The sequence below is a fragment of the Streptomyces sp. NPDC004629 genome (assembly GCF_042873595.1).
Lineage (GTDB): Bacteria > Actinomycetota > Actinomycetes > Streptomycetales > Streptomycetaceae > Streptomyces.
Genome location: NZ_JBIALO010000037.1, coordinates 60,582 through 82,243, shown reverse-complemented (window position 1 = coordinate 82,243; position 21,662 = coordinate 60,582). Strand labels below are relative to the sequence as shown.

Annotated in this window: 15 protein-coding genes; 7 read left to right on the top strand and 8 right to left on the bottom strand. The window is 71.3% G+C overall.

The genetic code is table 11. The annotated features are described in order from the left end of the window. Nucleotides 1-188: 188 nt before the first annotated feature. The 3 genes from ACFYTE_RS36700 to rpsA all read right to left on the bottom strand — a co-directional run bounded on the left by ACFYTE_RS36700 (nucleotide 189) and on the right by rpsA (nucleotide 4,868). Complete coding sequence (locus ACFYTE_RS36700; RefSeq protein WP_388720114.1) at nucleotides 189-1,124, bottom strand: PAC2 family protein; 936 nt, start codon at nucleotides 1,122-1,124, stop codon at nucleotides 189-191. 138 nt (nucleotides 1,125-1,262) lie between these two features. Continuing rightward, on the bottom strand, nucleotides 1,263-2,879 hold the full coding sequence (locus ACFYTE_RS36695) for a flavin monoamine oxidase family protein (protein WP_388720111.1): 1,617 nt from the start codon (nucleotides 2,877-2,879) through the stop codon (nucleotides 1,263-1,265). Between the two features lie 495 nt (nucleotides 2,880-3,374). Beyond that, entirely contained in the window at nucleotides 3,375-4,868 is a 1,494-nt protein-coding gene (gene rpsA / locus ACFYTE_RS36690; RefSeq protein ID WP_351735057.1) for a 30S ribosomal protein S1, read from the bottom strand. Between the two features lie 333 nt (nucleotides 4,869-5,201). Here rpsA and ACFYTE_RS36685 point away from each other — a divergent pair, with 333 nt between their 5' ends. Continuing rightward, the gene (locus ACFYTE_RS36685) at nucleotides 5,202-6,059 is read left to right on the top strand and encodes a class I SAM-dependent methyltransferase (RefSeq protein ID WP_388720108.1); all 858 of its coding nucleotides are present in this window, start codon (nucleotides 5,202-5,204) and stop codon (nucleotides 6,057-6,059) included. 86 nt (nucleotides 6,060-6,145) lie between these two features. Next, complete coding sequence (gene hrpB / locus ACFYTE_RS36680) at nucleotides 6,146-8,731, top strand: ATP-dependent helicase HrpB (protein WP_388720105.1); 2,586 nt, start codon at nucleotides 6,146-6,148, stop codon at nucleotides 8,729-8,731. Here the strand turns inward: hrpB and ACFYTE_RS36675 are convergent. The 3 genes from ACFYTE_RS36675 to ACFYTE_RS36665 form a co-directional block, all read right to left on the bottom strand. Continuing rightward, nucleotides 8,721-9,713 carry a DUF3068 domain-containing protein gene (locus tag ACFYTE_RS36675; RefSeq protein WP_388720103.1) on the bottom strand — a complete coding sequence of 331 codons (993 nt, stop codon included), beginning with the start codon at nucleotides 9,711-9,713 and terminating at the stop codon, nucleotides 8,721-8,723. The genes hrpB and ACFYTE_RS36675 overlap by 11 nt on opposite strands. A gap of 25 nt (nucleotides 9,714-9,738) precedes the next feature. Further along, the gene (locus tag ACFYTE_RS36670; protein ID WP_388720100.1) at nucleotides 9,739-9,873 is read right to left on the bottom strand and encodes an SPW_0924 family protein; all 135 of its coding nucleotides are present in this window, start codon (nucleotides 9,871-9,873) and stop codon (nucleotides 9,739-9,741) included. A 204-nt stretch (nucleotides 9,874-10,077) separates the two neighbouring features. Continuing rightward, complete coding sequence (locus ACFYTE_RS36665; RefSeq protein WP_388720097.1) at nucleotides 10,078-11,811, bottom strand: lytic transglycosylase domain-containing protein; 1,734 nt, start codon at nucleotides 11,809-11,811, stop codon at nucleotides 10,078-10,080. A gap of 306 nt (nucleotides 11,812-12,117) precedes the next feature. Here ACFYTE_RS36665 and ACFYTE_RS36660 point away from each other — a divergent pair, with 306 nt between their 5' ends. Next, nucleotides 12,118-12,978, top strand: coding sequence for a DUF4184 family protein (locus ACFYTE_RS36660; protein ID WP_388720094.1), 861 nt, complete (start codon nucleotides 12,118-12,120; stop codon nucleotides 12,976-12,978). On the opposite strand, the gene ACFYTE_RS36655 is transcribed toward ACFYTE_RS36660, so the two are convergent. Further along, on the bottom strand, nucleotides 12,893-13,312 hold the full coding sequence (locus tag ACFYTE_RS36655) for a hypothetical protein (protein WP_388720091.1): 420 nt from the start codon (nucleotides 13,310-13,312) through the stop codon (nucleotides 12,893-12,895). The two genes, ACFYTE_RS36660 and ACFYTE_RS36655, sit on opposite strands and share 86 nt — an antisense overlap. Nucleotides 13,313-13,741: 429 nt before the next feature. Continuing rightward, complete coding sequence (gene polA, locus ACFYTE_RS36650) at nucleotides 13,742-16,468, bottom strand: DNA polymerase I (protein WP_388720087.1); 2,727 nt, start codon at nucleotides 16,466-16,468, stop codon at nucleotides 13,742-13,744. A gap of 200 nt (nucleotides 16,469-16,668) precedes the next feature. Here polA and ACFYTE_RS36645 point away from each other — a divergent pair, with 200 nt between their 5' ends. The 4 genes from ACFYTE_RS36645 to ACFYTE_RS36630 all read left to right on the top strand — a co-directional run bounded on the left by ACFYTE_RS36645 (nucleotide 16,669) and on the right by ACFYTE_RS36630 (nucleotide 21,641). Continuing rightward, nucleotides 16,669-18,948: an FdhF/YdeP family oxidoreductase gene (locus ACFYTE_RS36645; RefSeq protein ID WP_388720084.1), complete on the top strand. Its 2,280-nt coding sequence runs from the start codon at nucleotides 16,669-16,671 to the stop codon at nucleotides 18,946-18,948. A 53-nt stretch (nucleotides 18,949-19,001) separates the two neighbouring features. Beyond that, nucleotides 19,002-19,493 (top strand): hotdog fold thioesterase, encoded by a 492-nt coding sequence (locus tag ACFYTE_RS36640; protein ID WP_388720081.1) that lies wholly within the window; start codon nucleotides 19,002-19,004, stop codon nucleotides 19,491-19,493. Nucleotides 19,494-19,632: 139 nt separating this feature from the next. Beyond that, on the top strand, nucleotides 19,633-19,767 hold the full coding sequence (locus ACFYTE_RS36635; protein ID WP_388720078.1) for a hypothetical protein: 135 nt from the start codon (nucleotides 19,633-19,635) through the stop codon (nucleotides 19,765-19,767). A 638-nt stretch (nucleotides 19,768-20,405) separates the two neighbouring features. After that, nucleotides 20,406-21,641 carry a branched-chain amino acid ABC transporter substrate-binding protein gene (locus tag ACFYTE_RS36630; RefSeq protein WP_388720075.1) on the top strand — a complete coding sequence of 412 codons (1,236 nt, stop codon included), beginning with the start codon at nucleotides 20,406-20,408 and terminating at the stop codon, nucleotides 21,639-21,641. The last annotated feature ends 21 nt before the right edge of the window (nucleotides 21,642-21,662 follow it).

Sequence of the window (21,662 nt, the reverse complement as noted above, 5' to 3'; positions counted from 1 at the left end):
GGCCCTGTTCTCATGCCCCCGGCTTGTTGTGATCACCCGATCGAGACTCCCGTTCGACGCACACCCCTCAAGATCGGAACGACAACAGCTTCTCAGACACCTCCGGCTCGGACAAGCCCAGGCTCAGACGCTCCCGGGCTCGAACCCTCCGGACCCCTCGGGTTCGGACCCGATCGGCCCGGGGCACTTCAGGCCTCGCCCTCCCGCTCCGCCAGGAAGCGCTCGAACTCCTGGCCGATCTCGTCCGCCGACGGGATCTCGACCGGTTCGGCGAGCATGTTGCCCCGGGTCTCGGCGCCCGCCGCGGCGTCGTACTGGTGCTCAAGGCCCTGGACGAGGGCCGTCAGTTCCTCGTCGCCCTCCTGGATCTGCCGGTCGATCTCGGTCTGCGTGCGGTGCGCGTCCGTGCGCAGCGAGTGCGCGATGCCCGGCAGGACCAGGCCGGTGGCGGCCGTGATGGCCTCCAGGACGGTCAGCGCCGCGTCCGGGTACGCGGAGCGGGCGATGTAGTGCGGAACGTGCGCGGCGACGCCCAGGACATCATGTCCGGCCTCCATGAGGCGGTACTCCAGAAGCGCCTCGGCGCTGCCGGGCACCTGTGCCTCTTCGAAGGGGCTGCGGCCCGGCACGAGGTCGGTGCGGTTGCCGTGCGGCGTGACGCCCACGGGGCGGGTGTGCGGGACGCCCATGGGGATGCCGTGGAAGGTCACGGACAGGCGGACGCCGAGCCGTTCCACGATCTGCCGTACCGCGGTGGCGAAGCGCTCCCACTCCACGTCGGGCTCCGGGCCGGACAGCAGCAGGAAGGGCGCTCCGGTGGCGTCCTGGACGAGGCGGACCTCGATGGCCGGGACCTCGTAGTCGGTCCAGCGGTCCCGTTTGAACGTCAGCAGCGGGCGACGGGCCCGGTAGTCCACGAGCCGGTCGTGGTCGAAACGGGCCACGAGTTGGTGGGGCAGCGAATCGAGCAGCCGATCGACGATCTGGTCGCCGGTCTCGCCCGCGTCGATGTATCCGTCGAAGTGGTAGAGCATGACAAGGCCGGCCGACTCCTGGGCCAGCGCCATGTCGACGACAGCCAGCCCCTTCGGCTCCCATGCGTACAAACCCTGCGGATCAAGCACTGTGACCGCTCCTCCTCTGTTCCCCACGGATCAACGTCCGCGAGGACGCGGGCATTCCCGCCTCCCCGGGACCGGTCACGGCGGCTCCGGGCGGTGCCGGGACCGCGTGGAGCCGCCGTGTCGAGGCGCCAGACGGGGTCAGGAGGCGAGCACGCGCCGGTGCAGTTCGGTGACGACCTTGCGGGCGGAGGTGATCGCGCCGTGCTGCCAGGCGTCCAGGTAGCTCAGGTAGTCGCCGGCGAAGTACACGTTGCCCTGCGCCCGGTTGAGCGGCGCGTACGCAGGGGCGTCCGGGCCGCCGGGCATGGAGTGCCAGGCGCCTTCCAGGTAGGGGACGAGCTTCCACTGGTGTGAGAACGACGCGGCCAGTTCGGTGCGGTACTTCTCACCGTGGATCTGGACGCCCTGGGCCACGGCGCGCTCCAGGCGCCCGGCGGGAGTGAGCGCCGAGTACGCCTCGGAGTGGGCGCCGGTGTTGTAGTAGCCGATGATCACCCCTCGGTCGCCGAGGTGGCCGTAGGACGGGTACCAGATGTGGTCCAGGTCAAGGTCGGTCTCGGTGATGCCGCCGAAGATCCTGAAGTCCCGTTCCCACCAACGGCTCCTGTACTCAAGGCCGATCTTGGAGGCGTGGGAGGGCCGCACGGCGAGGAGGGCGGTCTGCACCCCGGAGCCGAGGTTGTGCGAGGTCTTCGCGAGGATGTGCGGTGCCAGTGTGGCGATGCAGTAGTCGGCCTCGATGGTGCGGGTGCGGCCGCGCTGGGTGTAGGTGACGACGACGCCGTCGCCGGTGTTCTTGATGTCGGTGACGGGCGCGCCGGTGCGGATCCGTTCCTCTCCTATGGCGCGTGCGAACGCTGCGGGTATCCGGTCCATGCCGCCGACCGGCTGGAACATCAGCATCGCCTGGTCGTAGCCGAACTCGAAGGAGAAGTAGCGGCCGACGTTGGAGGCGAAGACCTCGGAGAGCGAGGGCACGTCGCCGAGTTCGTTCCCGGGTGTGCCCGAGGCGCCGGGGTCGACGGTGAAGCCGCGGTGCTCGGTGCCCGTGTAGGTGTAGTCGGCGCCCAGGGAGCCGTAGCCCTTGAGGAAGGCGAGCAGCCGTTCCCTGTCGTCGGCGGTCAGTTCGCCGTCTAGGGCACCGGCGTTGGTGGCCTTCGCGAGGAGTTCGGAGACGTAGCCGTAGACGTCGGCCTTCGCGGTCCGGTACTGGACCGGCGTTCTCATGCCGGTGCCCGGGTTGTAGATGAGCGCGCTGGCGTTGGAGTTGGTGAAGACCTCTATGGGAACGCCGAGTTCGCGACAGTAGTCGAGGGTGACCATCCACTGGGCGAGGCGTGCCGGGCCGGCGTTCATGTACTGGCCCTTGCTGAATCCGGCCGTCTGCCGCACGCCGTTGATGTCCGTGAGCGTGTCGCCGCCGCGGACGGTGAGGTTGCGGCCGCCGACGCGGTCGCGGGCTTCCAGCACGGTGCAGTCGTAGCCGGCCTTGCCCAGTTCGTACGCGGAGGTGAGGCCGGCGATGCCGGCTCCGATGACGACGACCTTGGCGGGTTTTCCGGTGCGGCCCTGGAGGGTGAAGTCGCTGCGGCGGGGCGGCTGGAACGGCGTCTCCTTCTCGGCCGCGTGGGCGGCGGTGGGGGCGAGGCCGAGCGCCCCCATGGTGGCGAACATGGCTCCCGCGCCGCCGGCGACGCCGACGCTGCGCAGGAATGTACGACGACTCGTTCCCGACCCGGACTGAGGCAGTGCCATGGCGGAGGCTCCCATCTCGATCATGAACGACCGAGGAAGCCTCCCAATGGCCGGTTACGGGCCATCGGCTCTTGGTGTATCCCGCATGTTTCTTCAACGGCGAGGGCAACTCTCAACTCCCCGCGAGGCGGGGCGGGGAACCGCACGAGCCGCCACGGACGACCCGTGGCGGTCCGACAACCGGCGGACCGCGGGACCGCCGGTGGCCCGCAAGACCGCCCGTGACCCGCAGGGAACACCCGTCGCCCGCAAGACCGCCCGTGACCCGCAGGGAACACCCGTCGCCCGCAAGACCGCCCGCGACTCACACGGACACCCGTCGCCCGCAAGACCGCCCGCGACTCACACGGACACCCGTCGCCCGCAAGACCGCCCGCGACTCACACGGACACCCGTCGCCCGCAAGGCCGCCCGTGGCTCGCAAGGTGGAGGGGCCGCACCTCGAAAGGTGCGGCCCCTCTTTCAACTGCCCAGCCTCAGCGGCAAGCGCTCAGGTCAGCTCTGACCACCGGCGAGCTTCTCGCGCAGCGCGGCCAGCGCCTCGTCCGAGGCCAGCGCGCCGGAGTTGTCCGCGCCCTCGGAGGAGTACGAACCGCCACCGGACGCGGCCGGAGCGGCGGCCTCGCCGCCCTCGGCGGCAGCAGCGGCGTCGGCCTCACGGGACTTGATGACCTGCTGCTGGTGCTGCTCGAAGCGCTGCTGCGCCTCGGCGTACTGGCGCTCCCACTCCTCGCGCTGCTTCTCGTAGCCCTCAAGCCAGTCGTTGGTCTCGGGGTCGAAGCCCTCGGGGTAGATGTAGTTGCCCTGGTCGTCGTAGGACGCGGCCATGCCGTACAGGGTCGGGTCGAACTCGACCGCGGCCGGGTCGGCACCGAAGGACTCGTTGGCCTGCTTGAGGGACAGCGAGATCCGGCGGCGCTCCAGGTCGATGTCGATGACCTTGACGAAGATCTCGTCGTTGACCTGGACGACCTGCTCCGGGATCTCCACGTGGCGCTCGGCCAGCTCGGAGATGTGGACCAGACCCTCGATGCCCTCGTCGACGCGGACGAACGCACCGAACGGAACCAGCTTCGTGACCTTGCCGGGCACGACCTGGCCGATCTGGTGGGTGCGGGCGAACTGCTGCCACGGGTCTTCCTGGGTCGCCTTCAGCGACAGGGAGACACGCTCGCGGTCCATGTCGACGTCGAGGACCTCGACGGTGACCTCCTGGCCGACCTCGACGACCTCGGACGGGTGGTCGATGTGCTTCCAGGACAGCTCGGAGACGTGAACCAGACCGTCGACGCCACCCAGGTCCACGAAGGCACCGAAGTTGACGATCGAGGAGACCACACCGGAGCGGACCTGACCCTTCTGGAGGGTCGTGAGGAACGTCTGGCGGACCTCGGACTGGGTCTGCTCCAGCCAGGCACGGCGGGACAGGACCACGTTGTTGCGGTTCTTGTCCAGCTCAATGATCTTGGCCTCCAGCTCCTTGCCGACGTACGGCTGGAGGTCGCGGACCCGGCGCATCTCGACGAGAGACGCGGGCAGGAAGCCACGGAGGCCGATGTCGAGGATGAGACCACCCTTGACGACCTCGATGACGGTACCGGTGACGATGCCGTCCTCTTCCTTGATCTTCTCGATGGTGCCCCAGGCACGCTCGTACTGGGCGCGCTTCTTCGAGAGGATCAGGCGGCCTTCCTTGTCCTCCTTCTGGAGGACCAGGGCCTCGATCTCGTCGCCGACGGCGACGACCTCGTTCGGGTCGACGTCGTGCTTGATCGAGAGTTCGCGGCTCGGGATGACACCTTCGGTCTTGTAACCGATGTCGAGCAGGACCTCGTCCCGGTCGACCTTCACGATGACGCCGTCGACGATGTCGCCGTCGTTGAAGTACTTGATCGTCTCGTCGATCGCTGCGAGGAACGCGTCCTCGTTACCGATGTCGTTGACCGCTACCTGCGGGGTGGTGGCGGTGGTCTCGGTGCTGCTCGTCATGTGGGAAAGGGCTCCGGTACGGACATTGAAGTCGTAGGTACTGCTTACGCCGGGAGCCCGTTTCGCTCTGCAGAAGCCGGACAGCCTAGGAAGCGCCCCACCGAAAATCCGGCGACGGCGCCTCGACAACCGAGGGGACATACAACAGATGCGAGCGCAGCCTGCTACGTCTGAGGAGCGCAGGCCCGCAGCGCAACTTGTAGCATACGGGGGCAGCCGGACAGGGTCAATGCACGAAGGCGCACAGCCGGGGCGGTTCCTCGCATACCCGGCACAAGAACCGTCCGGCCAGGCCACGCCGGTCCGCGGGACCCCTTGCGTGACACGCCGTGCGTGCCACGCCCCACGGATTCACGGCAGAGTACGACGAGGGAGCCGATCATCCAAGAGTCCGAAGCGTTCGAGCCGGAGGCCACCCGGCGTGCGGCCGGCGTCGCGGAGAGCGCCCGCGCCAATCGCGGCTGGTGGGACCGGAACGCGGACGAGTACCAGGTCGAGCACGGCACGTTCCTCGGGGACGACCGTTTCGTGTGGGGGCCGGAGGGCCTCGACGAGGTGGAGGCCGAACTGCTCGGCCCACCGGGGGAGCTGAAGGGCAGGGCGGTCCTGGAGATCGGGGCGGGCGCGGCGCAGTGCGCGCGCTGGCTGGCCGCGCAGGGCGCGCGTCCGGTGGCCCTCGATCTCTCGCACCGCCAGTTGCAGCACGCGCTGCGCATCGGCGGTTCGTTTCCCCTGGTGTGTGCCGACGCAGCCGCGCTGCCGTTCGCGGACGCCTCCTTCGACCTGGCGTGCTCGGCGTACGGGGCGCTGCCGTTCGTGGCGGACCCGCGGCTGGTGCTGCGGGAGGTGCGCCGGGTGCTGCGCCCGGGCGGCCGGTTCGTCTTCTCCGTCACGCACCCGATCCGCTGGGCGTTCCCGGACGAGCCGGGGCCGGAGGGTCTGACGGTCTCGGCGTCGTACTTCGACCGCACGCCCTACGTGGAGCAGGACGACGAGGGCCGGGCCGTGTACGTCGAGCACCACCGGACGCTCGGCGACCGGGTCCGTGATATCGCCTCCTCCGGTTTCCGGCTGGTGGACCTGGTCGAGCCGGAGTGGCCGGCGTGGAACACGGCCGAGTGGGGCGGCTGGTCCCCGCTGCGGGGCGCCCTCGTCCCGGGTACGGCGATCTTCGTCTGCGAGCGGGACTGACGCACGCGCGCGTGGGGCGGGACCGAGGCACACGCGCACGCACGCGTGTGTGGGGGACGGTTCCGCGGGCGTACGACACTGGGGGCGTGATCCGTTACGACGCCCTGGACGCCCTGCCCGTACGCGCTGCCCTGCCCGCGCTGGACGACGCCCTGGCGGGGCACGGCACCGCCGTCCTGGTGGCGCCGCCCGGCACCGGCAAGACCACGCTGGTGCCGCTCGCGCTGGCCGGGCTGCTGGGCGAGGGTCCGGTGCGGCGGGTGGTCGTGGCCGAGCCGCGGCGGATCGCGGCGCGCGCGGCGGCCCGCCGGATGGCGTGGCTGCTGGGCGAGGAGGTCGGACGCTCCGTCGGCTACACGGTGCGCGGCGAGCGGGTCGTGGGGCGCCACGCGCGCGTGGAGGTGGTCACGACCGGTGTGCTGTTGCAGCGGCTCCAGCGGGACCAGGAGTCGGCCGGTGTCGACGTCGTCGTGCTCGACGAGTGCCACGAGCGGCATCTGGACGCGGACACGGCGGCGGCGTTCCTGTGGGACGTGCGTGAGACGCTGCGGCCGGACCTGCGGCTGGTGGCGGCGTCGGCGACCACGGACGCGCGGGGCTGGGCGCGGCTGCTGGGCGGCGCGCCGGTGGTCGAGGCGCGGGGCGCCGCGTACGACGTCGAGGTGGTGTGGGCGCCCCCGGCGCGTCCCGTGCGGCCGCCGCACGGCCTGTGGGTCGATCCGGCGCTGACGGCGCACGTGGCGTCGGTGGTGCGGCGGGCGTTGGCGGAGCGCTCGGGTGACGTGCTGTGCTTCCTGCCGGGTGTCGGCGAGATCGCCCGGGTCGCCGGTCGGTTGGGGGATCTGCGTGACCTCGGTGACGTCGAGGTGCTCCAGGTGCACGGGCGGGCGCCGGCGGCGGTGCAGGACGCGGTGCTGGCGCCTGGGGAGCGCCGTCGGGTGGTGCTGGCCACGTCCGTCGCGGAGTCCTCGCTGACGGTTCCCGGGGTGCGGGTGGTGGTCGATTCGGGACTCGCGCGTGAGCCGCGGGTGGACCACGCGCGCGGTTTGAGCGCGCTGACGACGGTACGGGCGTCGCAGGCGGCGGGGCGGCAGCGGGCGGGCCGTGCCGGGCGCGAGGCGCCGGGCACGGTGTACCGGTGCTGGGCGCAGGCCGAGGACGCGCGGCTGCCGCGTTTTCCGGCGCCGGAGATCAAGGTGGCCGATCTGACGGCGTTCGCTCTTCAGGCGGCCTGCTGGGGCGATCCGGACGCCTCCGGCCTCGCGCTGCTGGATGCTCCGCCGGGCGGGGCGATGGCGGCGGCGCGCGAGGTGCTGACGGCGATCGGCGCGGTGGACCCGGCGGGCCGGGCGACGCCGCGGGGGCTGCGGCTGGCCCGGCTGGGGCTGCACCCCCGGCTGGGGCGTGCGCTGCTCGACGCGGCGCCGCTGGTGGGCGCGGAGCGGGCGGCGGAGGTGGTCGCGCTGCTGAGCGAGGAGGCGCCGCGGGCGTACGGCGACGATCTCGCGGGCGCGGTGCGGGCCGCGGGGCGCGGCGGCGACGCCTACGCCGGTCGGTGGCGGGCGGAGGTGCGACGGCTGCGGGCCGTCGCCGCCGAGTCAGGCCGCCCGGCCCCGACGACACAGATCGGCACGGCCGGCGCTGCCGCACCGCCCGTGGCGTCACCGCCGGCCTGGTCGGGTGGCCCGGCGGGGTCCGGCGCGGACCGGGCCGCGGGTGTCGTCGCCGCTCTCGCGTTTCCCGAGCGGGTGGGGAGGTGGACCGGCGGGTCGTGGCTGATGGTGTCGGGGACGCGGGCGGAGGCCGCTGAGGGTTCGGCGCTGCGCGGTTGCGCATGGCTCGCCGTCGCCGCTGCGGACCGCCCTGTGGGCAAGGGCCACGCGCGCGTGCGGCTCGGGGCCGTCGTGGACGAGGACGTGGCCCGGCTCGCGGGCGGGGCGCTGCTGGGCGGGCGGGACGAGGTGCGCTGGGCCGACGGGGATGTCGTGGCGCGCAGGGTCGAGCGGCTGGGGGCCGTCGAGTTGGCCGTGCGGGCGCTGCCGGACGCCGCGCCCGCCCTGGTGCGGGAGGCGTTGCTGGACGGGCTGCGCCAGGAGGGGTTCGGGCTGCTGAAGTGGTCCGCGGATGCGGGCGTGCTGCGGCAGCGGCTGGCCTTCCTGCGGCGGCACCTCGGTGAGCCCTGGCCGGATGTGTCGGACGATGCTCTGCACGCGCGCGTGGACGAGTGGCTGGAGCCGGAGCTGGGGCGGGCCCGGCGCCGTGCGGATCTCGCACGGATCGACGCCGGGCAGGCGCTTACGCGGCTGCTGCCGTGGGCGGACGGAACGGCCGGGCACCTGGACGAGCTGGCTCCGGAACGGATCACGGTACCCAGCGGGTCCCGGATCCGGATCGACTACGGCAACCCGGAACAACCCGTCCTCGCGGTGAAGCTCCAGGAGATGTTCGGGCTGCACGAGTCGCCGGCGGTCGCCGGGGTGCCGTTGCTCGTGCACCTCCTCTCCCCCGCCGGGCGGCCCGCCGCGGTCACCGCCGACCTGGCCTCCTTCTGGAAGGACGGCTACCGGGGCGTGCGGACGGAGCTGCGCGGCCGGTACCCGAAGCATCCGTGGCCCGAGGACCCGGCCGCGGCCGAGCCGACCCGGCACACCAACGCCCGCCTCAGGCGCTGACCGGCTCCGGTTCGGACGCGTCGGCCCGCGCGGGTTCTTCCGGTCGGCGGCCGCGTGCCTCCAGGTAGAGGGAGGGGATCAGCAGCAGGACGCCGAGGGACAGGAATCCCCAGGGCAGGTAGGACGTCAGCAGCAGGACGACGGTCCGGTTGTCCTTGACCAGGGACACCGTGTGCGCGATGTAGTCCTCGCGCATCTTCACATGGCCGGCGAACGCCGTCACGCGGTCCCGGCCGCCGAGCAGGGTGCCGCCGCGCAGCTCCTCCTTGTGGATCTCCTCGCCGTAGACGGGCGCGCCGGTGACCGGCTCGACCCAGAACTTGCGGACCGTGGTGTACCAGCGGGTCGTGCCGGTCTTGGCGACCGACTCCGGGGTGATGCCCTCGACGGGCATGACCTTGGGGAAGCGGACCTTGGTCCAGGGGACGGTCTGTTCGAAGTAATAGACGCTCAGCCCGCGGAAGTTCCGGGTGCCCCGGTAGTGGATGGGGCTGGTGGTGCGGGTCTGCGCGTCGAAGTACTCGTAGTCCCGTTTCTCGGTGAGGAAGGGCCACTTGAACTCGATGCCGTCCCGTCGGACCGGGTCGCCGTCGACCATCTCGCCGGTGGCGTGGACGGGTTCCTGGGAGTGGGCGTCGAAGATGTAGCGCTCGGGGATCTCGGAGACCATCTTGCCGTCGGGGCCCTGGACATAGGACAGGCCGTCCCAGACGACCACGTCCCGGCCCGCCGTCCGCTCGACCTTCTTCGAGGCCTCCACATTGCCCTTGAGCGTCTGCACGATGGTGACCTCGGAGACCTTCCGCGCCTTCATCGTGCCGTAGTCGAGGAGGGTGGCGCCCTTGGCCTCCAGGACCATGTCCTGGTACTGGTTCGGCGGGATCTTGGCCAGGCGCGGGAAGGCGTACCAGCGCACCAGCGGGGACAGCGCCGCGAAGAACACGGCGAGGGCGAGCAGGACCAGGCCGGCCTTGCGGCGCATCTCGGCCTCCCTCCCGGAGGAGCGGTTACGGGTGTGCGGGCACGGTCGTCAGCAGCGGCTTCGGGGACGTCCTGCCGTCCGGCAGGCCCATGACGGTGATGGCGAGGACCAGGGCGAGCGCGAGGACGAGACCGGTCGCGGCGGCGATCAGGGCACGCATGCGGAGCCTCCCCGGACGGTCGGAACAGTCGGGCACGGAGCGGGGCACCTCGCCGGCTCCAGCCCGAACGTCGCGAACTGATGGATCGTCAGGTGCGGCACCGTAGCAACGGGAGGGCGAGATGAGAACACGTCGCACACGGACGAGGGCGCCCCTCCGCACAAGCGGAGGGGCGCCCTCGCAGGAGCGTGCGGCCGGCGGCCGCTACGACGTCGCTGAGGCGGTCGGCGACGGGGCGGACGGGCTCTCGGCCGCGGTCACCGTCAGCTCGACGGTCAGCGTCGCGCCGCCGGTGGTGGTGATGCGCAGCAGGAACGTGCCCGCGGTGTCGTCCGCGTACAGCTTGGGCAGCGTGATCTGGCCGTTCTCGTCGGTCACCAGGCCGCTCAGGGTGCGCACGGCGTCGCCGTCGGCGTCCTTGAAGTAGGGGCCCTTGTCGTTGACGGAGGGGTCGTACTTGGAGGTGACCAGGGTCGCGGTGGCCGCGACCCCGTCCGCGACCGCCCCCTGGTACGTGGCCTTCACGGCGACCTGGTCGGCGAACTCGCCGCCCGCCGTGCAGGTCAGCGGGGCTTCTCCGGTGCGGACGAGGGCGTCGGCGGCGCGCGCGGTGACCGTCGCCGTGTAGTCGAGGGCCTTGACCGTCGGACGGCCCACCACGGCGGCCCGTACCGTGAAGTCGCCGGTCTTCCGGCCCGCCTTCAGCGCCGGTGCGACGGCCACGCCCTTGCTGTCGGTGGCGACCGTGGCGACGCGCTCGCCACCGGCGAAGGTGGCATCGGTGTCACCGACCAGGGTGAACCGGACGCGGACCTTGCCGACGGACGTGCCGGCCTTGGTCTCGGCGCGCGTGCTGATCTTCTTGGCGAAGGTGTCGCCGGCCATCGCGGAGAGCTGGGCGGTGCCCGCGTCGGCCAGGTGGTCCACCGTGTCGGTGGGCGTGGCCGGCGGGGACGGCGGGGACGGTGTGGCCGGCGGAGACGGAGTGCTCGGCGGAGACGGCTCGTGGGGTTTCGGGGTGTCGCTCGGCTTCTCCGGCCTCGGCGTCGACCCGCCCGGCTGCTGGGGGGACGGCGAGGGGTCGACGCGGTCCGGTCCGTCGCTGCGGCTGCCGGGCAGCCGTCCGGTGCCGTCCGGGACCGAGTGGATGCCCTTGCGGTAGTACTCCAGCCACGACAGGACGGTGTTGAGGTAGTCCTGCGAGTTGTTGTAGCTGAGGATCGCCCGGTCGAGGTCGGCCTGCACCGACAGGTCCCAGCCGTAGCGGCACAGGTAGTGGCCGGCCGCGAGCGCCGCGTCGTAGATGTTGTTGGGGTCCTTCTTGCCGTCGCCGTTGCCGTCGCGGCCCGCCCAGTCCCAGGTGGACGGGATGAACTGCATGGGGCCCACGGCCTGGTCGTACAGGCTGTTGCCGTCGTACGCGCCGTTGTCGGTGTCCTTGATGAGCGCGAAGCCGTTGCCGTCGAGCTGCGGGCCGAGGATCGGGCTCAGGGTGGTGCCGTTCGCGTTGACCCGGCCGCCGCGGGCCTGGCCGGATTCGACCTTGCCGATGGCGGCGAGGAGTTCCCAGGGCAGGTTGCAGCCCGGCTTGGTGGAGCGCAGCTTCGCCGCGGCCTTCTTGTAGGCGTCCAGCACGGTGGCCGGTATGCCCGCCTCGGTATCGCCCTGGGTGACCGGGGTGCCGGCGCTCGATGACGGGCTGGGGCTGGGTCTGGGGCTGTTGAGGGGCGGCAGGTCCGTGTAGTACGGCGAGTTGCCGGTGGCGTTGTGCTCGGTGTCCTCCTCCGGTGCGGAGGCACTGGCGCCCGTGGCGGCACGCTGGTCGGGGTCGGCCGTACCGCCCGGAGCCTGGGACGCCGAAAGGGCAGCGACCGCCGCTGCGGCCGCCGCGGTCGTCGCCGCCCCCTTGCACAGCCTCCTGCCAAAATGCGCCGCCATAGAGTGAACCCCTCCCGTGGACGCCCCGGCGCCCGTCTCCGACTGCCTGCTCGCTCTGTTGTGACGGTTGACCCGGGGCAGTGGTTGCCCCGCTGCGCCGTTCCCGTCGCACGGTGACCCCTCCGGCCGTGCGTCACCGGCGGCGACCCAGGTGACCCTACGGCAACTTGCTTTGCTCGGGCACCCGTTGCAGCCCGGTTTTCACCGGTTGGCCATATGCCGTTGCGGTGGCGGAAGTCCCTCATACTTGACAGACGCGATCACCGGGTCGGCGCAGCGGCCGACGACCGCTTCAGGGGGCCCTCGTTGCCGTTCACTCTCAGCCACGCCGCCGCCGTGCTGCCCGCGGTGCGCGCGGACGGAACCGGGCGGGGCCGGCTGGTGCCCGCGGTGCTCGTCGCGGGGTCCTTCGCCCCCGACATGACCTTCTACGCGGCGAGCGTCCTGCCGGGCGCGATGCAGTTCGGGACGGTCACGCACTCGCTGGGCGGCGTCCTCGGCGTCGACGTGCTGACCACGTGGGCGCTCGTGGGGCTGTGGCTGCTGGTGCGCGAGCCGCTGGTGGCGCTGCTGCCGCGAACGTGCCGGGCACGGGCCGCGGGGCTGCTGCGGTGCGGGGCGCCACGCGCGCGCGTGCGGCCCGCCACGGTGGCGTGGTGGTACGTGTCCGCCGTACTCGGTGCGCTGACCCACGTGGGGTGGGACGCGTTCACACACCACGGCCGCTGGGGCACACGGCTGGTCCCGGTACTGGACCGGGACCTGGCGGGCGCGCCGCTGTACTGGTACGTGCAGTACGGCGGCTCGGCGCTGGCCGCGCTCGTGATCGCCGCGTTCGTCCTGCGTGCGGTACGGCGGGCCCCCGCGCGCGAACCGGTGGGGGTGCCGGTCCTTTCCGTACGGGACCGGTGGGGGGCCGGTGCCGTGATCGGTGGCTGCGCGATGGTCGCGGCGGTGGAGCGTGCGGTCCGCTGGTGGGCGTACTGGGGCGCCACGGCGCGGCCCTGGGAGCTGGTGCCGGCGGTGTGCTTCGGGGCCGGCGCGGGGCTTGTGCCGGGGCTCGTGGTGTACGCCGTCGGGGTCAAGGTGTGGCGTCCGGCCCCGGTTCCGGTTCCCGCCGGTCCCGGAGGGGACGGTGCGGAGCGGAGCCGGCCGGTCGCTCGGTGACGGTGGCCACGAACACGGTGATGGTGCGGGGCGGGCGCGGGCGCAGCCGTGGGAGCAGGGTGAGCAGCAGCGCGAGGTAGCTGCGGGCCAGCTCGGTCCAGTGGCGCCAGCGCGGTGTCGGATCGCGGCGGGGGGTGTGCCCGCCGAGTCGCCGCCCGATGTCCGTCACGGCCTCGCGTACCGAGGTCGACGGGGCGGTGGGGATGCGGGCGGTGCTTGCGTCGGCCGCGAGGGCCGGGACCTGCGGGGGCGGCAAGGACGGGGCCGTGGCGGTGTCCGCCCTGGCCGTGATCCACGCCTGTGCCGTCCGGCGGTGGAGCATGCGTATACCCATGCCCGCATCCTTACGGGCGGGCGTGGCGGGGGCGTTCTGGCAGGGGCCACGTGAGTGACGGGCCCTGCGGGGCTTGGCGGTCGGCTGAAGGCACGGGGTTGTGCGGGTCGCCTGGCGGCGCCTGGCTGAGCGGGTCGGCTGATGGCACGGGGTTGTGCGGCTGGCTGGCGGCACCAGGTTGTGCGGGTTGCCTGGTGGCGCCGGGTTGTGCGGGTTGGTTGGTGAGGGTGGGTGCGGTGAGTTCGGCACCGCCGTCATGCGCCGTCGTGGTTGCTCGCCGTTGCGGCGGAAAGTTCAGGTGCGGTTGAGATTTGGGGGTGGTGGGTGGGCTGGGGGGAGGGCGCCCGGTGGGGCGCCCTCTGGGGGTGGGGCCTTCTGCCGGCCAGAACCCCCCGCGCCGGGGCGGGTTCGAGAGCCGTCAGAAACGGACTAGTGGGCTGCGGATTCCCAGTCGGGGCCCGCGCCGATGGAGACGTCCAGAGGGGCCCTGAGCTGGACGGCGGCAGCCATCTCGCGGCGGACGATCCGCTCCACGTCCTCGCGCTCGCCGGGGGCGATCTCCAGGACGATTTCGTCGTGGACCTGGAGCAGCATGCGCGAGGTGAGGTCCGCCTCGCGCAGCGCCCGGTCGACGTTGAGCATGGCGATCTTGACGATGTCGGCCGCCGTGCCCTGGATCGGCGCGTTCAGGGCCATGCGCTCGGCCATCTCGCGGCGCTGACGGTTGTCGCTGTTGAGGTCCGGCAGATAGCGGCGGCGCCCGAACAGCGTCTCCGTGTAGCCGGTCGCCCGCGCCTCGTCCACCACGCGGCGCAGATAGTCCCGCACGCCGCCGAACCGCTCGAAGTACGTGTCCATCAGGGCACGGGCCTCGGCCGCCTCGATGTTCAGCTGCTGGGAGAGACCGAACGCGGACAGCCCGTACGCCAGGCCGTACGACATCGCCTTGATCTTGCGGCGCATCTCCGCGTCCACCGCGAGGCGGCCGACCGAGAACACCTGTGAGGCGACCGTGGTGTGCAGGTCCTCGCCCGAGGTGAACGCCTCGATCAGGCCCGCGTCCTCGGACAGATGGGCCATCACGCGCAGCTCGATCTGGCTGTAGTCGGCGGTCATCAGGGATTCGAAGCCGTCGCCGACGACGAAGCCACGACGGATCGCGCGGCCCTCGTCCGTGCGGACCGGGATGTTCTGCAGGTTCGGGTCGGTGGAGGAGAGCCGGCCGGTGGCCGCGACGGTCTGGTTGAACGTGGTGTGGATGCGGCCGTCGGCCGCGATCGTCTTGATCAGGCCCTCGACCGTGACGCGCAGCTTCGCCTGCTCGCGGTGGCGGAGCATGATGACCGGCAGCTCGTTCTCGGTCTGGGCGGCGAGCCAGGCCAGGGCGTCGGCGTCGGTGGTGTAGCCGGTCTTGGTCTTCTTGGTCTTCGGCAGGGCAAGCTCGCCGAAAAGGACCTCCTGGAGCTGCTTGGGTGAGCCGAGGTTGAACTCGTGCCCCGCCGCCGCGTGGGCCTCCTTCACCGCCTGCTGCACGGCGCCCGCGAACATCTGTTCCATGGTCTCCAGATGGGCCCGGTCCGCCGCGATGCCGTGCCGTTCCATGCGGGCGAGCAGCGTCGAGGTCGGCAGTTCGACATCCCGCAGGAGGTCCGCCGCGCCGACCTCCCGCAGCCGGCCCTCGAACGCCTCCCCCAGGTCGAGGATGGCGCGGGCCTGGATCATGAGCGCCTCCGCCTCGGCGGCGTCGTCCGCGCCGAAGGCGAGCTGGCCGTCGGCCGCGGCGGCGGGCGCCAGCTCGCGGCCCAGGTACTCCAGGGACAGCGCGTCCAGGTCGAAGGAGCGGCGGCCCGGCTTGACCAGATAGGCCGCGAGCGCCGTGTCCATGGCGACGCCGTCGATGCTCCAGCCGTGCTCGGCGAAGACCCGCATGGCGCCCTTGGCGTTGTGCAGGACCTTGGGCCGGCCCGCGTCCGTCAGCCAGGCCGCGAACGTGTTCTCGTCGGCCTCGTCCAGCTCGGACGGGTCGAACCAGGCGGCGGCCCCGTCGGCCGCGGCGAGCGCCACCTCGGCGACCGAGCCGGTGCCCAGCGCCCAGGTGTCGACGGTGGCGATGCCCAGGGGCCGCGTGCCGTGCTCGGTGAGCCAGGGGCCCAGCTCTCCGGTGCCGAGCACCGTGCCGTCCAGTTCCACGCCGCCGACCGCGACCACGGTGGTCTCGGCCTCCTCGGCGCCCGGGTCGACGGCGAACAGCCGCTCGCGCAGGGACGGGTTGCGGATCTCCAGGGTGTCCAGGATCACCGCGACGCCCTTGCGGTCGTACGGGGCGCGCTCCAGGTCGGTGACCGTCTTCGGCAGCTCCACCTGACGTTCCAGCTCGGTGAGCCGGCGGTTGAGCTTGACCGACTCCAGGTGGTCGCGGAGGTTCTGCCCGGCCTTGCCCTTGACCTCGTCGGCGCGCTCGACCAGTTCCGCGAAGGAACCGAACTGGTTGATCCACTTGGCGGCCGTCTTCTCGCCGACGCCGGGGATGCCCGGGAGGTTGTCGGACGGGTCGCCGCGCAGCGCAGCGAAGTCGGGGTACTGGGCGGGCGTCAACGCGTACTTCTCGAAGACCTTCTCCGGGGTGAAGCGGGTCAGCTCCGAGACGCCCTTGGTCGGGTACAGCACCGTCGTGTGCTCGGTGACCAGTTGGAAGGAGTCGCGGTCACCGGTGACGATCAGCACTTCGAAGCCCTCGGCCTCGGCGCGGGTGGCGAGCGTGGCGATCACGTCGTCCGCCTCGTACCCCTCGACGGCGAAGCGCGGGGCGTGCATCGCGTCGAGCAGTTCGCCGATCAGCTCGACCTGGCCCTTGAACTCGTCCGGGGTCTTGGAGCGGTTCGCCTTGTACTCGGCGAACTCCTCCGAACGCCAGGTCTTGCGGGAGACGTCGAAGGCCACCGCGAAGTGCGTGGGCGCCTCGTCGCGCAGCGTGTTGGCCAGCATCGACGCGAAGCCGTAGATCGCGTTCGTCGGCTGGCCCGTCGCGGTCGTGAAGTTCTCCGCGGGCAGCGCGAAGAACGCGCGGTAGGCCAGCGAGTGCCCGTCCATGAGCATGAGCCGGGGACGGTCACCACTGGAGGTGTTGTCGGTCTTCTTCGATGCTGTCTCTGCCACGAACCCGATCCTGCCACGCCGCACTGACAGCCGGCCCCGTCCCCACACCCCGGCCGCGGTCGGGCGGCGAGGTGGAACAGACGTCGCACGGCGCGGACAGGGGCCCGCGGGCGGCGCCCCGACCGGCCTCGATGATTGTCACCGCCGCGTGGGAGTATCGAATGCGAGCGCACAGATGCAGTCGTCGAAGGGAGCGCGTGGTGGCGACGAAACCGCCGAAGGGTGACCCGGTCCAGGACGCGCCGCGGGTCGGCGCGCCCCAGCATGCTGCGGCGGGACTGCCGGCCGTCGGGCACACGCTGCGGATCGCACAGCAGCAGATGGGCGTGAAGCGCACCGCGCTGACCCTGCTGCGGGTCAATCAGAAGGACGGCTTCGACTGCCCGGGCTGCGCCTGGCCCGAGGGGGACCACCGGCACACGGCGGAGTTCTGTGAGAACGGCGCGAAGGCCGTGGCCGAGGAGGCCACGCTGCGCCGCGTCACCCCGGAGTTCTTCGCGGCGCATCCGGTCGCCGATCTGGCCAACCGCAGCGGCTACTGGCTGGGACAGCAGGGGCGGCTCACGCACCCCATGTACCTCCCGGAGGGCGGCGAGCGCTACGAGCCGGTCTCCTGGGAGCGCGCCTTCGACATCGTGGCCGACGAGATCGCCGCACTGTCCTCCCCCGACGAGGCCGTCTTCTACACCTCGGGCCGCACCAGCAACGAGGCCGCGTTCCTCTTCCAGCTGTTCGCGCGGGAGCTGGGCACGAACAACCTGCCGGACTGCTCGAACATGTGCCACGAGTCGTCCGGCTCGGCTCTCTCCGAGACCATCGGCATCGGCAAGGGCAGCGTCCTGCTGGAGGACCTGTACAAGGCCGACCTGATCATCGTGGCCGGCCAGAATCCGGGGACGAACCACCCGCGGATGCTGTCGGCCCTGGAGAAGGCCAAGGCCAACGGGGCGAGGATCATCAGTGTCAACCCGCTGCCCGAGGCGGGCCTGGAGCGGTTCAAGAACCCGCAGACCCCGCAGGGCATGCTCAAGGGCGCCGCGCTGACCGATCTGTTCCTGCAGATCCGTATCGGCGGCGACCAGGCGCTCTTCCGTCTCCTCAACAAGCTGATCCTGGAGACCGAGGGCGCCGTCGACGAGGACTTCGTCCGTGCGCACACCCATGGCTACGAGGAGTTCGCCGCGGCCGCCGGCGCCGCCGACTGGGACGAGACGCTGACGGCGACGGGCCTCACGCGCGCGGAGATCGACCGGGCGCTGGCGATGGTGCTCGCCTCCGAGCGCACGATCGTGTGCTGGGCCATGGGCCTCACCCAGCACAAGCACTCCGTGCCGACCATCCGCGAGGTGGTCAACTTCCTGCTGCTGCGCGGCAACATCGGGCGTCCGGGCGCGGGCGTGTGCCCGGTGCGCGGCCATTCGAACGTGCAGGGCGACCGGACGATGGGCATCTTCGAGCGGCCCGCCCCGGCCTTCCTGGACGCCCTGGAGAAGGAGTTCGGTTTCGCCCCGCCGCGTGAGCACGGCTACGACGTGGTCCGCGCGATCCGGGCCCTGCGCGACGGCGACGCGAAGGTCTTCTTCGCGATGGGCGGCAACTTCGTCTCCGCGTCCCCCGACACCCGGGTCACCGAGGCGGCCATGCGGCGCGCGCGGCTGACCGTGCATGTGTCGACGAAGCTCAACCGCTCGCACGTGGTCACGGGCGCGCGTGCGCTGATCCTGCCCACCCTGGGCCGCACCGAGCGTGATCTTCAGGGGTCCGGCGATCAGTTCGTGACCGTCGAGGACTCCATGGGCATGGTGCACGCCTCCCGGGGCCGGCTGGAACCGGCGAGCCCGCGGCTGCTGTCCGAGCCGGCGATCGTGTGCAGGCTCGCGCGCCGGGTGCTCGGCGCGGACAGCGTGGTCCCCTGGGAGGAGTTCGAGAAGGACTACGCGACGGTCCGTGACCGTATCGCGCGCGTGATCCCCGGCTTCGAGGACTTCAACGCGCGCGTGGCCCGGCCCGGCGGTTTCGCGCTGCCGCACGCCCCGCGTGACGAACGCCGCTTCCCGACCGCCACGGGGAAGGCCAACTTCACGGCGGCGCCGATCGAGTACCCGAAGCTGCCGGAGGGCCGTCTGCTGCTGCAGACGATCCGCTCGCACGACCAGTACAACACCACCGTCTACGGCCTCGACGACCGCTACCGGGGCATCAGGAACGGGCGCCGGGTGGTGCTGGTGAACCCCGAGGACGCGCGCGAACTGCGGCTGGCCGACGGGTCGTACGTCGACCTGATCGGCGAGTGGCGGGACGGCGTGGAGCGGCGGGCCGCGGGGTTCCGGGTCGTGCACTACCCGACCGCGCGGGGCTGTGCGGCGGCGTACTACCCCGAGACCAATGTGCTCGTGCCGCTGGATGCCACAGCGGACACCAGCAACACCCCGGCCAGCAAGTCCGTCGTGGTGCGTCTGGAACAATCGGCAACCGACTGAGCGATTGCTCAGTGGAGTTCCAGGAGTGGACCACGACGAATGGAGCCTGGTCGATGGGCGAGCAGCAGCACGTGAAGTTCCCGCAGGAGATCGTCGACGAGTACGCCGCGCTCGGGGTGGATCTGCCGGCTCTGTTCTCCGCGGGCCATCTCGGGACGCGGATGGGTGTGCAGATCGTCGAGGCGTCGGCGGAGCGGGTCGTCGGGACGATGCCGGTGGAGGGGAACACCCAGCCGTACGGGCTGCTGCACGGCGGCGCGTCCGCGGTGCTGGCGGAGACGCTGGGCTCGGTGGGCTCGATGCTGCACGGGGGCAGTTCGAAGATCGCCGTGGGCGTCGACCTCAACTGCACGCACCACCGGGGTGTGCGGTCGGGCCTGGTCACCGGGGTGGCGACGCCGGTGCACCGGGGGCGGACCACGGCGACGTACGAGATCGTGATCAGTGACGAGGCGGGGCGGCGGGTGTGCACCGCCCGGCTGACCTGTCTGCTGCGGGAGGTCAACGCCGACGACGAGGCCCGGGTCCGTCCCGCGCAGGACTGACGGCGGCCTGCGCCGAGCCGTTGAACCCGCCGCTCGGGCCCGTGGCTTCGGCCCAGGGGACGGCGAGCCGTGCGCCGGGATCGTCGCCCACTGGTCACGGCAGGTGCTCGACGGCGGCACCTACGGCGACCGTCAGCCGATGGGGCTGTCCAATGGGCAGTACGAGATCCTGCGGTGCGTCGTGGCCGCGGCGCGCGCCGTCCAGCGGCGTCACGTTCCCTCGGCCGCCGATGAGTTGATCGCCCGTGAGACGCGCTCCGCGGGTGGGCCGTGAGACGCGCTCCGGGGTGGGCCTTCATGCGCCGTCGTGCGGCTGCGGCAGCGTCGTGGCTGGTCGCGCCCGCGCGGCGGAGCCGCATGGTGATACAGCCCCGCGCCCCTTTGGGGCGCGGCATGGCGCCTGGGTGCCTTTCCGGGCAAAAGCGGGTTCTCCCCCTAAGATCACGATAACCGTGCACGTGACGGAATGGGGAAAAGTACCGAAGGACGCCGGACTTCCTTTCCTGGACGTAACTCTGCGTAATACGCGCGCAATACAAGCCCCCCGTTTCCCCCTGGAGTCACGGTACGCACGGCACCGCTCAGAAGCCCTTCGAGTTGCCTGCCACAACAGTTCCGGTCATCACCAAAACACCTGAGACACCTGAACAGATCCAGGGCGGGTCCTGCAGGTTCTCACCATGCGGACGGGGCGAATCGACCGGAATTCGCGCGTTCCCCCCACGGTGTACCGCTCTGCATTACCTGGGGTCATAACAAGAGCGTCACAGCCTTGGTCAGACTCTCTCCCCATTCCTCGCGCCGGGCCTAGAGTCACGGCCAGTCACCGCGCCGTCGGATTGTGATTTCGGCCCAGCGCGCGACTCGACCGTTTCCACGGGGATGCGGTCGTGCCAGGGGAAAGGATGGATCGTGCGTCAACGTTCGCTCATCGCCATCACCGCCGCGCTGGCGGCGGGAGCACTCACCCTCACCGCCTGCGGCTCGCGCGACAGCGGCGACAAGGGCTCGGACTCCGGCAGCGGTGGCGGCACCACCGTTGTCATCGGTGTCGACGCTCCGCTGACCGGCGACCTGTCCGCGCTGGGCCTCGGTATCAAGAACTCGGTGGACCTCGCGGCCAAGACCGCGAACAAGCAGGACTTCGTCAAGGGCATCACCTTCAAGATCGAGGCCCTCGACGACCAGGGGCAGCCCTCCTCGGGCCAGCAGAACGCCACCAAGCTCGTCGCCGACAAGAGCGTCCTCGGTGTCGTCGGCCCCCTGAACTCGTCGGTGGCCGAGTCGATGCAGAAGGTCTTCGACGACGCCAAGCTGGTCGAGGTCTCGCCGGCCAACACCAACCCGGCCCTGACCCAGGGCACCAACTGGCAGACGTCGAAGTCGCGTCCGTACAAGTCGTACTTCCGCACCGCGACCACGGACGCCATCCAGGGCCCGTTCGCCGCGCACTACCTGTTCAACGACGCCAAGAAGAAGAAGGTCTTCGTCATCGACGACAAGAAGACCTACGGCGCCGGCCTCGCCGCCACCTTCACCGACGAGTTCAAGAAGCTCGGCGGCACCGTGGCCGGCAGCGAGCACATCAACCCGGACACCAAGGACTTCTCCGCGGTCGCCACCAAGGTCAAGAACTCGGGCGCCGACGTCGTCTACTACGGCGGCGAGTACCCGCAGGCCGGCCCGCTGAGCAAGCAGATCAAGGCGGCCGGCGCCAAGATCCCGGTGATCGGCGGTGACGGCATCTACAGCGCCGACTTCATCAAGCTGGCCGGCGCGACCGCCACCGGTGACCTCGCCACCTCGGTCGGCGCCCCGGTCGAACAGCTGCCCTCCGCCAAGGAGTTCGTCGCCAACTACAAGTCCGCAGGCTACAAGCAGGCGTACGAGGCGTACGGCGGCTACTCCTACGACTCGGGCTGGGCGATCATCGAGGCCGTGAAGAAGGTCGTCGAGGACAACGATGGCAAGCTGCCGTCCGACGCCCGCGCGAAGGTCGCCGAGGCCATGCAGAACGTCTCCTTCGACGGGGTGACCGGCAAGGTCTCCTTCGACGAGTACGGTGACGCGACCAACAAGCAACTCACCGTGTACGCCGTCAAGAACGGCGCCTGGGAGCCGGTCAAGTCCGGTACCTACACCGGCTGATCCGCCCGGACCACGTGAGCC